The following is a 14,069-nucleotide window of genomic DNA, read 5'->3' as shown; positions in this document are numbered from 1 at the left end:
ACGCCTTGTCTTCCGAAAGCACGACCGAGCTTATACCCTGGCGCAAGTTTCTATGATTGTCTCTTTTTTACGGTCGTCGCTCCGAAAAAACTATGTTACAAGCCGCTCCTCTCAAAAGGAGCATTCATCGTGAAAAAAGCAACCAAGAAACGCGTTAAGCGGCGCGAGTGGACGAAGGCAGATATCAAAGAGCTCAAAGTCCATTCGAAGGCTCGGACACCGGTCATAAAAATAGCAAAAATGACCAAACGCACCGTCGGTGCGCTACGCCAGAAGGCCTTAAATCTCGGAATCGGACTCGGACACCAGCGGTAATTTTGAGCAACGCTGGCTACTGGCGCGGTAGGGCGGCTCGCGGGCCGCCCTCCATGGCCATACAAACTTTGTCGCACATTAGCTTTGCCGATCCGCGCTGAGAGCTGGATGGCCTTCAATGTCGCGGAACGGGCTCCAACGCCTCCTCATCTTTGATCGTTTCGACGGCCGCTTGCGATGTATGATCGCGAGTGAAGACATAGTCTTAGCCATAGCCCTGTCTCGAAGATAAAACCCGAAACACTCGGTCCCGGCACGGATGCGATGGGGCCACAACGCCCAGTCCGAGGCGCGTTAGCTTTCGAGAAGCTGACCACTCTCAGACGAACTCCCGTTGGGGCCGAATCTAGCATCCGTTCGGCCAGCAGCTTATTCAGCTTCGGCGAGGCAGCCTTGGCCCCGCTGGGCCTAACACATCGGCTGATCGCTTTAGCCAAATGGAAACAACCTCGTGAATGGGGCATTCCTCGAAGCTCATGCCAGGCTAAAGTTTGGGCGTAAGCGGGCGCCGCCGAGCCTGTCGGTTAGCTCGAGCTCCAAAGCGATATGGCGCGCTCAGCAGCAATTGAAAAAGCGCTCTGTTAGCTTGATAGATGGCGGCGGAGCGGTTACGTCCTGAACCCGTCATCACCTGCGCGCCCTCGGCGTTGTGAACAGACCACAACCACCTGCGACCGCGCTGCTTCAAGAAATACTCGAAGGATGGCAGACTGGACATGGTTAGCGACCTCCATTTCTGACGGTCGTGCGTTGTCTTCTGAATGCCAGAGCGGGCCCTCTCCAGGCGATGCCTCACTGTAGCAGGCTTGGCAATGAACTCGCTTGATCGGTGAGCGCCGAATTCATCAAAAGCGAGCTCATCCCGCGCTTCCTGTCGTGGCGCCAAAGTCGCGAGATGCTTGCGCATTTTGGGCGTCAGCGACATCTGCCCGATCCGGGCATCGCTTGCGGAGGACTTGCGCCGCAGGAAACGTTTTTCTCTAGCAGCTTTATAGTGGTGCTAACGAAGGAAGGTCGACGGGCATCGATCGTGACACCAGGTTGAGCAGTACACCCGTTTTTTCTTTGCCCAAATAGGCTACCGCCATCAGGATCGTCCATCGTGGCCCAGATGCCCAGCACATTGGCAGAATTTGGCAAGTTCTTCGAGAAACGCATTGATCAATCTGATCTCCCACATGAACGGCCGGACAATCTCATCTCCGTCAGTAGAGATGCGGCCAAGCGCGCTTGCTGGATCAGGTAAATCCGGCGGCATCTTAGGTCAGGTTCCATCCTTGACAAGCCTCCCTAGCGCCGAATAGGGAGCAACTACGCTGCAAGAGCAGGTAAATCAAATACTTGGTACTATTCGGAGGGACGGGCTTGCGAAAAACAGGCTGGCCCGAGCTATGGCTCACTGTCTTGACGGGCCAACGGCAGCATTCAGGGAAGGTTGCGTCAGGATCAATACGCGCTGACAAGATTGATGCGTCCTGCCAAGTGAGATGTCCGCGATATGATCTGCTTCTTTGCCCCGCTCGCCTTAGCCGAATTTCATTATAGGTAGCAACGTTCCATCTGCCGCGGACAGTTATCCGGTGAACCTCCGTATAGTTCTTTCCAACCTTCCCATATCCGCAGGCAATCTTCGTGCGATTGAGTTGGCCCTTGACTTGGGCTCAGCTGTCGAGCAACCAGGGCGCGATTGCCGGTGTCGAACCTTTCTGTGATCCGGCCAATCGATCAAACTGAACGGATCTCACATCATGAGTGGCAGGAAAGATTCTTGTCGTATTGACGCTTGATACGCAAGCAGTCGGCCCCAAGCGATCCCGCGGTTGGCTTTATTTGGCTCGATCGAACGAGCGGGGACGAGGTTCGCTTTTCAAGCACGAGGGTCTGAACGATGAGCGGACGTTTTGGCCGTTCGCCTGCGGTGTGCTTTCTCCTCGGTCTTCCGCGATCGGGGACGACACTCCTGGCGCACTTGCTCCAGCACCACCCAGACATCGTGGCTCCGCCTGAACCCTGGTTGATGTTGGCGCTTGAAGCATTTGGCAGGGTGGATCAGCGTCACCCGGCGGGCAGCTCACTGATTAAGGCCGCGACCTCCGAATTCCTGGGGCGGATAGATCGCACGATCGTCAGCCGCGCTTTTGCCGATGCAGCATACGATCAGTATCTGGCAGAAGCGGGCAAGCGCATCATCATAGATAAGACACCACGCTATTGGACAGTGCTTGAGTTTCTTGAATCTGTCTATCCAGACGCGCCACACATCCTTCTGATGCGCAATCCCTATGCCATCGCCGCTTCACTGAAATCGACGTGGGGCATCCCACTGCGGACAGAAAGCTCGCATTCGGTTAGCGTATCCAGTCTCGCCGATCTCATCCTCCGTCTGCCCGACGTCATCATAACTTCACTCGCCGATTTGGTTCTGGGCCTTCCCAAGCTCGCCGCGCACCGCACTCGCCCCGAGACACAGTTCGTGCAATACGAACTGCTCGTGGCGCATCCGGACGAGGAAATCCGGCGTCTGTTGACGGGGCTCGGCTGTGACCCAGCGGCCGTCGCATCGGCTGGGATGAGACAAGCAGATTATCTTCGATCCAGCAGCTTTGGGGATCGAAAAATCCTGGAACGAAACGCCGTCGACGAAAGCTCTGTCAAGTCATGGCAATCTCAATTGAGCGTCGAAGAGATGCAAACCGTGACTGATTTGGTCGGCGCTGAGCTTTTGCTAGAACTCGGATATCAGCAGGAACTGCTGCATGCACAGAAAGCCGGGGTGCTGGATAGGGGAGGGGAGGTAACCGAACTCTATCGTCGGATATTCCGAACCTGGTGGGATTTGCGAAGTACCAAGGCGGGAGCATTATCCGGCCCCTCTCACGCTGGAGAGCCGGTCCACACTGCTTGGAACGTTTCGGAGAACCGCGACGCGGCTATCGAGATGTTGCGAGGCGAGGTCGCGCGGCTTGAGCAAATCCTCAATATCTCCTAGGACGATCTGAATGCTTGCGATCCAAACACGCTGGTTGATTTAGCCAAGATCCTTAACCCGCACGAGCTGATCTCCCGATCAGGTGTGACGCAGGCGCCGGCCGCACCAGCGGCGGAATGCGATATGCTGCCGCGTCTGCAAGTCTGCTGTCCAATGGGGCTTGACCTCATGGACGAGCCTGCCTCTTGGCCGGCCGTTTCCGCCGCGGATATTCCCCACTCTGGGCTGAAGCCATAGAACGGCGAAGAACAGAGATCCTGCATCGAAAAGAAGATATATGCTGCCGAAACATCTGCGCCGTCTCGAAGCTGAATCGATTGAAATCATGCGTGATGTGGTCGCCGAGTTCAAAAGGCCGGTCATGCTTTACTCGATCGGAAAAGACTCAAGCGTGATGCTGCACATTGCGATCAAGGCGTTCTATCCGGCAAAATTGCCTTTCCCCCTGCTTCACGTCGACACGACCTGGAAGTTCCGCGAGATGATCAGCTTCCGAGACGCGACAGCCAAGCGGCTCGGCCTCGACCTGATCGTCCATGTCAACAAGGAGGGCATCGCGCGCGGGATCAATCCGATCGATTCCGGCTCCGCGCTCCATACCCAGGTGATGAAGACAGACGCGCTGAAGCAGGCGCTCGACCTCCACGGATTTGATGCCGCCTTTGGCGGAGCCCGGCGCGATGAGGAAAAGAGCCGCGCAAAAGAACGGATACTCTCCTTCCGTTCGGCCGGACAGGTATGGGACCCCCGTAACCAGCGGCCGGAGCTTTGGAGCCTGTTCAACACACGAATCCGCCAGGGCGAAACCATGCGCGTGTTTGCGATGTCAAACTGGACCGAGCTCGATGTGTGGGAATACATCATGCTCGAGAAGATTCCGGTCGTTCCGCTCTACTTCGCAAAACAAAGACCGACAGTGCGTCGAAATGGTGCGACGATCATGATCGACGACAAGCGATTGCCGCTTAACTGCGACGAGACGCCGGAAATGCGGATGATCCGCTTTCGCACGCTTGGATGTTATCCTTTGAGCGGGGCTATTGAATCCGATGCGATGGCGATCGAAGACATCGTCGCGGAAATGCAGACTGCGACTGTGTCGGAGCGCCAGGGACGCCTAATTGATACCGATGAAGCCGCTTCAATGGAGAAGAAGAAGCGGGAAGGCTACTTTTGATGTTTGTAAAGCCGACAACGGAAGCGGTCCCGGCCAGGACAAAGGATCAGCTGCGATTCATCACGTGTGGCTCGGTGGACGACGGCAAATCGACGCTGATCGGCCGATTACTGCACGACAGCAAGATGATCTACCACGATCAGCTCACGGTGCTGGAACGCGACAGCATCAAGCACGGTAGTTGCCAACCTGGTTGATCAAAAGCTGTGTGGCATGTCGCGGCATACCATGCTGCTGGATGGCGACAACCTCCGGCACGGATTAAACGCGGACCTCGGCTTTTCGGAGACGGACCGCGTGGAGAACATTCGGCGCATCGGTGAAGTTGCCAAGTTGATGGCGGACAGCGGCTTGATCGTGATCTGCTCGTTCATCTCGCCCTCTAGGGCCGAACGGGACAGGGTGCGCGGCCTGGTTGGCAAGGAAGAGTTCATAGAAGTCTTTGTCGATACGCCGATCGAGGAATGCGCGCGGCGAGACCCAAAAGGCCTATATTCAAAGGTGAAATCCGGCAAGATCAAGAACTTCACCGGGATCGATTCGTGCTACGAAGCACCAACAACACCGGAGATTCATCTCAGAACCATGGAGCAGACCCTAGAGCATTCAGCGGAAGCGGTAGTGGATGTCTTGATGGCGCGCTCAATTCTTGATGGTTAGATGACGCACCATCGTTTCGCAGCAATATCCTGCTGGCCCGGCCAAGGCGATTCGGATCAGGCGGGCCTTCGATCGGACTTTTCGCTCTAAAGGAACAAAATGGTCGCACCCACTCCTCGACTGCCCGCTTCCGGTTACGTGCTCGAAGTGGATGGTCAATTCAAGACCGAGTACGCGAGCAGAGATGGAGCATGGGCGGGAGCGGAGGAGCTCAAGAGGCGCCGTCCCATGCTCCAGATCAGAATCTACGACGCGATGACAAAGGCCAGAGAGGAAGTCCGACTCCCTGTAGGTTGAGTTTCGCTTAGCGCTTCTTGCTATGCGTGCGGCCAGCGACACGCCGAGCTCCCATTAAAGCCGAGCCAGGCAGCGTCTCGGCCGGCTTCGATCTCTCGCGCAGTATGAGGGTGGGGCCTCGGTTTTCCGAGCTGGCCGCATCCAGCGAGCGGGCGCTTGCTTCAGTATATTGACCAATCCGAACTTAGCAGTCGGCCACGACTCCCTCCTGTCGCGACCGTGCCAGCTTTCGGCAAGCTTGCTTCCTTCTGGCCCGCCGCTCGTCGACCGATGCGGCCCGCGTACGCGCCGCGCCTTCGCATCGCGAGACAAAGCAGCCGCGAACCTTAGCCATCCTGCGCTGCGCTACGGGCCTCCGCCATGCTTCGGGTTCTGCTCCGCTCCGCCTGCCGCCATTGATCGCCATAAAGCCGGCGATGGGCGCGGCCGAAAAGGCAAGGGAGCTCATCCATGGCAAGCGACAAGGACAATCTCTTGAGATCTGCTCTGCTCAACCGTCAACCTGCTCGATCGCGCGGTAGACCGCGTCGAACGCGAGCTCGCCATCAACGAATAGGCGCTGCAGAGGAGCCAACGCGAGCAGAACGGCTCGGAGATGCGATCCGTCGAACCAGAGCGCCTCACGGCCGAGGTACTTGCGCTCATTGAGTGCCGCGACGCGATAGACCTCCGGCTCACCTTGGGGCTCACGCTTTGGACCAACTGTCAACCACGGCACGCTCACCACGGCGACGATTGATCCGTGAGACGTTCTCGCCGAGAAGCGGCGCGCAGAACCGAGAGATGCTGCCAGCCTAGCGATCGCTTTCAGAGAGGGACACGTGCCACTCATCTGGAGTCCGCTCGACGTATTCCTAGCAAAGCAGAGCGACATGTTCTGCTTCACGACGAATCGCCGAAAAGTGTCGAACTGATCGTTGCTAACGGCCAGCGATCCAAGGTCGCTCAATTCCCTTCAAGCCGGACTCGACCACAGCCTGCCAAGGCCGCTCCATTCATGCGCAACGACGTGATACCGGAAGTCATGTACGACGAGGGCGTTCAGTTTCCAGGCACAAGCATCCAGGAGGATCTCGCAGGCTGGGGCAGAAGCTCGGTACCTCCATCTGGGGTTGGCGAGCAATCGTACGTGAACGGGAAGATTGGGCCATCACTTACCTGCAGGTAGCGAGCTCGCAGGCGGAATGCCGACAGTCCTGATGTCGAACTCTCAAATGATTCTATCTCGCTGTGAATCTCCGCATTCTGCTGCCTACGTCGGCTTGTCGGCCGCCAGATAGGAGTAGGTCATGAAAAATTCACGCGAGAAAATCGCGCGAGAGGGTTGAAACGCCCCTAACGTCAAGTTGTACGATCTCAAAATGGACAACGACAGTCATCAGCGTCCCAAACCCTCCAACCCGCGACCGAGTGCGAATGCATCAAGTCTCAAGCCCACGCATCAGACTCCCGCTGCCAACGACGATCATCAAGTGTGCCATGCCTTGATCTGCATCCGGGCGCGATGATCCGACTGAATCGCTTTCCTAACGTCAAGTTTGCCTGAATGGCGCAGGTTCACACGTAGTCGGTCGGCCGACCTGCCGCTTCGTGACGCAAGAAGGCGACCGCGCTCAAGCCCGCGCATGCGTGATGGCCGGATGAGAGCGCGCGTCAGCGCCAATTGCGTTCGAGAGCGCGGTGGCAAAGCCAATTTCTGGGAGGTCTGAATGGTATCAGTGAGGAGCTTTGTGAAAGATCGTTCTGCATCTGGGATTAGATATGGAGGTTGTCACCTGACAGGGTTTTCGGACAGCGACCCGAAACGCGCCCGCGATCCATGGCGTTTGCCCCGAAGCTGTTGAGCCGAGGAAATCGACGCTCGCCATAGGGGCTCCCTGGTGGGGTGGGCGTACTCCAGATCCATGCACGAATACAACTTGAGGAGGAATGGTTTGACAAGACAGCGTTCTTTGCTGACGCCTGGTCCATTGTCGTTATCGCTGGCGGTCAGGAGCCAGATGCAGCTTGATCTCGCATCGCGCGATTGCGAGTTCAAGGAAGTGACCGCCTGCATGAGGCGGCTGATGCTCGACTTGCTGGGAAATGCTGACGACTATTCGGTGGTGCCTATTCAGGGAGGCGGCTCCTTCGCAATGGAAGCCGCTCTCTCTTCATTTATCTCCCGAGCCCACAGGCCGCTCGTTTGCATAAATGGCATCTATGGCGAGCGCATTTTACAAATTTTGCGGCTGTGGGGCGTCGACGCACTGAAGCTTGTCAAGCGAGCGACCGATCCTTTGGATCCCCAAGAAATTGGCGAGCATCTGAGCCGAAATCCTGGCGTTACGCACCTATGTTTCGTGCATTGTGAGACGACAACCGGAATCGTCAATCCGCTGGACGCGATCGTGGAGGAGGCGAGGCGACGTGGCGTAAAGACCATCATCGATGGGATGAGCTCTTTCGGCGCCCTTAATATCGATCTGAGCCAGCGTGGACCTGACGTCCTGGTCACCTCGAGCAACAAGTGCATAGAAGGGCCGCCGGGAGTGGCGTTTGTCATCGCGTCTCGCGAGCTGCTGGAGAAGGCGGTTCAAGAACCGAGATCGTTTGTGCTCGACGTGAGAGATCAATGGCTCTCGCTCGAGCGCACGGGTGAGTGGCGATCGACCCCTCCCACCCACATCGTTCAGGCAACGACAAAGGCCTTGAAGATTCTGCACGAGGAGGGCATCGATGCCAGGCGCTCTAGGTACGAGAAGGTCAGGGACGATCTCGTCAAAGAACTCGAAGGAGTTGTGTCTCCGCTGCTGTCCCCGGACTTGCAGTCGCCGGTCTGCGTCGCGTTCAGTGCGCCGTCCGGAATCGTGGACCAGGCAGGATTCGATGGGCTGTATCGCCACTTGGCGGCCCACAACCTTTACGTCTACGCGAAGCTGCATCTTCCGACGCGGAGTTTTCGCGTCGGTTGCATTGGGGAAATCCAATCCAGCTGGATCGAGCAGTTGGGGTGCGCTTTTCGTACATATTTCCGGTCCGCTCAGGCTCGGTCAGCAAGGCCAATGTCGGGCCAAGAGGCATGCGCGGCTCGCGTAAAGATGCCGGCTCGAGCGGCTGGGGACCCGCAGCTGCCGTTTTCCGCGGAGACTGCTGTTCTGCATGCGGGCTATCGACGCGACCCGGTGACGAAAGCCGTCGCAGTGCCGATTTACCAGAATACGGCTTATGAACTCGATGGCGATCTAAACCACATTGCTGACGTCTACAACGTCAAGGCCGATGGGTTCACCTACACGAGGATCATCAATCCGACGACCCGCGCGCTGGAAAAGCGCTACGCCGCCGTCGATATGGGAAGCGACTCGCTCGCCGTTGCCTCAGGTCAAGCGGCGACGTTCCTGGCTATCGTCAACCTGTCAAGTGGCGAAGTGGGGGACAATGTCGTCGCCTCTCCCTATCTATATGGCAATACCTGGAACCTGCTCCACAACACATTAAAGCGTCTTGGGATCAGTGTGAGGACGGCAGATCCTCGAAGGCCCGAGACGTTCGAACGTGCCATTGATGATCGCACGATATGCCTGTTCGGAGAGGTGATTTCGAATCCCTGTCTGATTCCGCTCCCCGTCAAACAGCTGGCGGAGATCGGCCGAAAGTACGGCGTGCCTTTGGTCGTGGACAATACGACGACGCCACTGGTATGCCGGCCGTCAGATCTCGGCGCTGCGATTACGACGTACTCGGCAACGAAATATATATGCGGCCATGGCACGACGCTCGGCGGACTGATCGTTGACAACGGCGAGTTTAGCTACCGGGGAGCCTCTCGCTTTCCCTTGTTCAACCGTCCCGACGATGCGCATGGCGGAATCGTCTGGCATAACGCGGTGCGCGATGTCGACGATCTTGGAAAGAGCGAGTTTCTGCTCAAGGCTCGGATGACCTGGTTGCGCGATACCGGCGCGGCCATCGCCCCCTTTGCGAGCTTTCAACTGATCCAAGGGCTTGAAACGCTGCCCCTTCGCATGAAGCAGCACTGCGCGAATGCCAGGACCGTGGCCGACGTTCTCAAGGAGCATCCTAAAGTGCGCCGTGTCTTCTACCCGGGGCTCTTTGAAGGCGCCGATCGGGAAACCGTCGAACAGACACTCAATACCGCATACGGACATGGGGCGATGGTCATGTTCGAAGTGGAGGACGAGCAGGCTGGGCGCAAGTTCATCCAGAACGTCGACTTGATGTATCACGTTTCGAATGTAGGCGACGCCCGCACGCTCGTGACTCATCCTGTCTCGACGACCCACACCACCGTCCCGCGAGAAAAGCGTGAAGCCGCCGGCATATTTGGCGGCTCGATCCGACTTTGCGTCGGCATCGAAGATGTCAGCGACATCGTACGCGATCTGGACAAGGCGCTTTCCGCAATCTGACAACCAGTAAGGCGATCAGGAAGAGGTTCTCATGAATCAGGCAGACGCTTGGAAACTGAGGTCATCACGCTATGAGGCCGTTCAATTCAGCCGGGAGATTAATAAGCAGCTTTCCGAGCTAAGGCCCGACAACATCACGGGAGCCGCCTATATTGCCAAAGATTACGCTGTCATCGCAGCGTGCACGCTCGCGACCGTGTCCATCTCATGGTGGCTCTACCCGCTCGCCGTTCTTCTGATTGGTGCCTATCAGCGCGGATTGACAACCATCGCCCATGATGCGGCTCATCGGACGCTCGCGAAGAACACGAGCTGGAATTACGTCCTCGGCATTCTGTTCGCTTCCTATCCCCTGTTCCAGCGCCACTGGGCCTACCGGATCTCGCACGTCTATTTGCATCATCCCTATCTCGGGGACCCGGACAAGGATCCCGACCTGAAGTTTTTCCTGGCCAGCGGCGTTTACGACGTGCAGCCTCCGGAGCGGTACGCTTTCAATATGATCTGGAAGCCGATCTTCGGCGGCGCGACAGTGGCGTATCTGAAGTATCTTTGGACCAATCGGTTTTCGATCACAGATGCCGAGGATCAGAGCCGCTCAGGCATACTTATCGACAAGTATGGCTTCTATCTCTTCTGGATCAGCATCCTGGCGGGGTCATATGCTCTTGGGGTGCTCCATATCGTCGTCCTATTTTGGATCGTGCCCTATCTCACCACGTTTCAGGTCCTCGGCTGGTTTATCGAGCTCGCCGAGCACTCACCTATGTGCGAAACCGAGACGCAGAACGTCTATCTCACCAGGAATCGGAAAGGAAGTTTCCTTGAGCGGGCCATCCTCGGACAGAATCTGGATGAGTACCACCTCGAGCATCACCTTTCGCCGGGTATCCCGTTTTGGCTGTTGCGCAAAGCTCAGAAAATCCGAATGCAGGATCCGAACTACGCGAAGGTTGCCGAGACCTGGGGCGGGCTCTTTGTCAAGGGACCCCAAGGTCAACCTAGCGTCATAACTCAGTTGAAAGAGCGAAATCGACGGTTGTATGAGCAGTCCGTTGCCGAGGTTCGCACGCGAGGGCAGGTGGCGTGACGTTGCTACAGCCAGAGCGCGCCCGAGCCGTGGTCGGCGTCACTTCGAACCGTCTTTTGGTGGATGGCGTGCATCGCGACTGGTTGCGGCGCAAGTACGTGCAGGCACTCCATCGTCATGCGGGAGTTGCGTGCGTCATATTGCCGACGGTCGACGGGGAAGATGCGAGGGAGGAGGTCGCCCCGGCGATCATAGGCCGGCTCGACGGCCTGGTGTTGACTGGTGATGAATCGAACATCGACCCCGCCATCCTGAGAGCGCCTGCGTCCTTGACGGAGGCTGATGGGCAGGACGTTGAGGTTGGGATCCTTGACCGTCCGCGGGACAGGCTCTCTGCCGTAACCATAGAGACCGCCATCGCGCTCGGACTGCCCATTCTGGGCATCTGCCGTGGGCTTCAGGAACTCAACGTCTATTTCGGCGGTACACTCCGCCCATCGCTTGCGGAGTGGAGGCCGGAAAGTGGCGCGATGCATGCCGAGAAGCCAGATCGTCCAAGAGACCGTCAGTATGACGCCGCGCACAGCGTCAGGATATGTTCCGATGGCGCGCTCTTCCCAATCGCGCGGACGATCGAAGCGCAAGTCAACTCGCTGCACAATCAAGGCATCGAGGCGCTTGCCCCGGCGCTGAGGCGGGAGGCGTGGGCGCCTGACGGCCTGGTCGAGGCGGCTTCGGTCATTGGCGCGCCGACACTGCAAATCGGCGTGCAATGGCACCCCGAATGGCACGTCTCAACCGATCTCCTCAGCAAGCAACTGTTCAAGACATTTGGTGAGGCGTGTGTTGGGTACTGCAGAGCTAAGAAGCACTAGAGGCGGATTGTGACATTTCAAACCAAACGTGGTCCGTGCAGGTCGAAAGCAGAGTCCCTCGGAGCCGATGCACGCGCCTGGTCCTCCGCGGGCCGTGCGCCGCCGCGCGGGCAGCGATTGACGAATCGCTTCGCACTAGGAGTGTTCTTTGTGGCGCTTTATGTCGTCGTGAGCGCGGCAGGCGAGGTTTATGCGGCATCGTATTTTCAGCAAGCAGATGTGTTCGTCGCGCTTCTGCTATCCTTCGCTGTGGTTTGTCTGACGTTCAATCTCCTGGCTCGCCACGAGGAAGGCGAGGCAAGGGTGGCGAAATGGTCGCTCCTGGTCTTCGTCGCGCTCAATGTTGTGACAGCGATCAGCTGGATCGGCCTATTTATCGGACTGAAATACGCTGAACCTGCGATCGTCGTCGCCTTCATGGTGGCGTTGGGGCCCACCGCAACAGTGTGGTTAAACGCACTGGTCAGGCGCCAGGGCACCCCTCCAGCATCCGATATCGTCGTGAGCGTTACGATCGCGACGATCGGGAGTTACATGATTTGGATCTCGGCCAGCGGCAACGCGGGCGTGGAATGGGGGGCTCGATCGTCCTTTGGCATCATCTTGGCGATCGTGGCCGGCCTATCGCTGGCCCTCACAAATATACTGGTCAAACTGCTGTTCGACCGTGGGTTTTCTGGCCGACAAGTGCTGGCGCATCGCTTCTATGGAACGATTCTCTTGCTGCTGGGCCTGGTCGACCATTCATCTATCGTGCCCGAGATCTCGCAGCATTGGTTTGCGATCGCAACGATTGGGCTGTCGACGATCCTTGTTCCTTTGCTCTTGATCCAGCAGGGCATTCGCCGCGTAGAGCCCTTCACTGTCAACATGGTCCTGTCCACCGCCCCTATCATCACCTTCCTGTTCCAGTACTTCGATTCTCGCATCGTGCCTTCGTCACATACGTTCGTTGGAAATGTTCTCATTACGGCTGTCGCTGTCAGCAACATCTACTTGCAGTATCGGAGATCCGCATGAAAGAACGGAATTGTGTAATCGTAGACGCATACTCAACCGGCCGCTACCTACCGGAAGAATTCAAGCGCTATGGAATTGGAACGGTGCATGTGATGTCGGCTGCACAGATTCCACCCATATTCCAATCGCATTTCAACGCGGATCTGTATGATGAAGTCATTCGCCCCAGCGAGCGCATGGGGTATGACGAGATCGTTGAATATCATCTTCAGGCTCTCCATGGCAGGGAATTGGAGTTCGTTATCGCGGGCTGCGAGACCGGAGTTGAGCTCGCCGATTCTTTGTCGGAGCGGCTGGGCTTACCTTCAAATGGGACCGCGCTATCGGCTGCTCGGCGTGACAAAGCGCGATTGTCTTGCGCGCTGACCTCTGCAGGCGTGCGATCGATCAGACAAGTCGTGTCCGACAGTGCTGTAGAGATCGCAAGCTGGAAGCGTGACGCGAAGTTCGATCAGATCGTGATCAAGCCTCTGAACAGTACGGGTACCGAGGATGTATTCTTTTGCTCGACAGATGCTGATATTCAGCGGGCTCTAAGCGCAATTGTCGGGAAGACGAACCGTGTCGGAGCGTTGAATCATTTTGCCCTTGGGCAGGAGAAAATAAACGGCCAGCAATACACCGTAAATGCCGTCTCGATCGACGGGGAAGCCTTCGTTACGGAGGCCTGGACCTATGACACCGTTCCTGTTGAGGGGGCATCATCGGTCTGCTCACTTGAGAGGTTGTTGGGCGGCAGCGAACCAATCGTTCAGGAGCTGTCTGACTACTTGGTGCGTGCGTTGCAGGCGCTTCAGATCGTCGACGGACCGGCTCATGCTGAGATCATTGTCGATCATCGGGGGCCGGTTCTGGTGGACTTCGGAGCGAGACTTCAAGGGACCATGTCGGCAAAAGCACGAACTATGGCGTTGGGGCACAACCATATGACGCTGACGGCCTGGCGCTACGCAGATCCCAAGGGCTTTGGTGAGTACATGAGGCTGCGCGGGCCCTACAAGCGGCAGGCTCACGCACTATGCGTCTCGCTGATCTCCGATATAGGCGGTGTCGTTGCCGGTTACCCGGGACTCGAGACAATCCGCAAGCTTCCGAGCTTCGCGGATGCCATTGCATTCGTTCCGATTGGTCAAGAGCTGGTTCCGACGATCGACTTGGCGTCGACACCAGGCATCGTTTATCTCGTGAATAGCGACTCGACACAGCTTGAGGATGACTATCGCAAGTTGCGCGCAATGCGGATGGATCAGGTGTTCGATTTAGTGGATCGCGACTAATGCCAACTGGTGCCAGG

9 protein-coding genes and 2 pseudogenes are annotated in these 14,069 nt (G+C 57.3%); 10 read left to right on the top strand and 1 reads right to left on the bottom strand.

What is annotated here, in order from left to right; all coding sequences use genetic code 11:
• Nucleotides 1-129 precede the first annotated feature (129 nt).
• The 5 genes and pseudogenes from LRP30_RS30370 to cysC all read left to right on the top strand — a co-directional run.
• Complete coding sequence (locus tag LRP30_RS30370) at nucleotides 130-315, top strand: hypothetical protein (protein WP_174221599.1); 186 nt, start codon at nucleotides 130-132, stop codon at nucleotides 313-315.
• Nucleotides 316-2,203: 1,888 nt separating this feature from the next.
• Nucleotides 2,204-3,304 (top strand): sulfotransferase, encoded by a 1,101-nt coding sequence (locus tag LRP30_RS30365; protein WP_276017361.1) that lies wholly within the window; start codon nucleotides 2,204-2,206, stop codon nucleotides 3,302-3,304.
• Nucleotides 3,305-3,581: 277 nt separating this feature from the next.
• On the top strand, nucleotides 3,582-4,481 hold the full coding sequence (gene cysD / locus LRP30_RS30360) for a sulfate adenylyltransferase subunit CysD (protein WP_249757143.1): 900 nt from the start codon (nucleotides 3,582-3,584) through the stop codon (nucleotides 4,479-4,481).
• Nucleotides 4,481-4,663, top strand: a pseudogene (locus LRP30_RS30355) (GTP-binding protein); the annotation flags it as partial. The gene cysD and the pseudogene LRP30_RS30355, both read left to right, overlap by 1 nt.
• Nucleotides 4,656-5,141: pseudogene (gene cysC, locus LRP30_RS30350) on the top strand (adenylyl-sulfate kinase); the annotation flags it as partial. The pseudogenes LRP30_RS30355 and cysC, both read left to right, overlap by 8 nt.
• A gap of 787 nt (nucleotides 5,142-5,928) precedes the next feature.
• Here the strand turns inward: cysC and LRP30_RS30345 are convergent.
• Entirely contained in the window at nucleotides 5,929-6,165 is a 237-nt protein-coding gene (locus tag LRP30_RS30345; protein ID WP_249757142.1) for a hypothetical protein, read from the bottom strand.
• A gap of 1,273 nt (nucleotides 6,166-7,438) precedes the next feature.
• Between LRP30_RS30345 and LRP30_RS30340 the strand changes: the two genes are divergently transcribed.
• From LRP30_RS30340 to LRP30_RS30320, 5 genes are all read left to right on the top strand, one after another.
• Nucleotides 7,439-9,850 (top strand): 2-aminoethylphosphonate--pyruvate transaminase, encoded by a 2,412-nt coding sequence (locus LRP30_RS30340; RefSeq protein WP_249757141.1) that lies wholly within the window; start codon nucleotides 7,439-7,441, stop codon nucleotides 9,848-9,850.
• A gap of 31 nt (nucleotides 9,851-9,881) precedes the next feature.
• Nucleotides 9,882-10,940, top strand: coding sequence for a dhydrorhizobitoxine desaturase (gene rtxC, locus LRP30_RS30335; protein ID WP_249757140.1), 1,059 nt, complete (start codon nucleotides 9,882-9,884; stop codon nucleotides 10,938-10,940).
• The gene (locus tag LRP30_RS30330) at nucleotides 10,937-11,755 is read left to right on the top strand and encodes a gamma-glutamyl-gamma-aminobutyrate hydrolase family protein (RefSeq protein ID WP_249757139.1); all 819 of its coding nucleotides are present in this window, start codon (nucleotides 10,937-10,939) and stop codon (nucleotides 11,753-11,755) included. The genes rtxC and LRP30_RS30330 overlap by 4 nt, the downstream gene beginning before the upstream one ends.
• A gap of 150 nt (nucleotides 11,756-11,905) precedes the next feature.
• On the top strand, nucleotides 11,906-12,775 hold the full coding sequence (locus tag LRP30_RS30325; protein WP_249757138.1) for a DMT family transporter: 870 nt from the start codon (nucleotides 11,906-11,908) through the stop codon (nucleotides 12,773-12,775).
• Entirely contained in the window at nucleotides 12,772-14,052 is a 1,281-nt protein-coding gene (locus LRP30_RS30320) for an ATP-grasp domain-containing protein (RefSeq protein ID WP_249757137.1), read from the top strand. The genes LRP30_RS30325 and LRP30_RS30320 overlap by 4 nt, the downstream gene beginning before the upstream one ends.
• Nucleotides 14,053-14,069: the final 17 nt, after the last annotated feature.

This window comes from Bradyrhizobium sp. C-145 (genome assembly GCF_023375135.1).
Classification (GTDB): Bacteria; Pseudomonadota; Alphaproteobacteria; order Rhizobiales; family Xanthobacteraceae; genus Bradyrhizobium; species Bradyrhizobium zhanjiangense.
Note: the sequence above shows the minus strand (reverse complement) of the source record. Positions and strands in the feature narration are given on the sequence as shown.

Excerpts from the sequence above, each read along its gene's own strand:
- LRP30_RS30365 (WP_276017361.1), top strand. The coding sequence starts at position 2,204 with ATGAGCGGACGTTTTGGCCGTTCGCCTGCGGTGTGCTTTCTCCTCGGT.
- LRP30_RS30320 (WP_249757137.1), top strand. The coding sequence starts at position 12,772 with ATGAAAGAACGGAATTGTGTAATCGTAGACGCATACTCAACCGGCCGC.
- rtxC (WP_249757140.1), top strand. The coding sequence starts at position 9,882 with ATGAATCAGGCAGACGCTTGGAAACTGAGGTCATCACGCTATGAGGCC.
- cysD (WP_249757143.1), top strand. The coding sequence starts at position 3,582 with ATGCTGCCGAAACATCTGCGCCGTCTCGAAGCTGAATCGATTGAAATC.
- LRP30_RS30340 (WP_249757141.1), top strand. The coding sequence starts at position 7,439 with ATGCAGCTTGATCTCGCATCGCGCGATTGCGAGTTCAAGGAAGTGACC.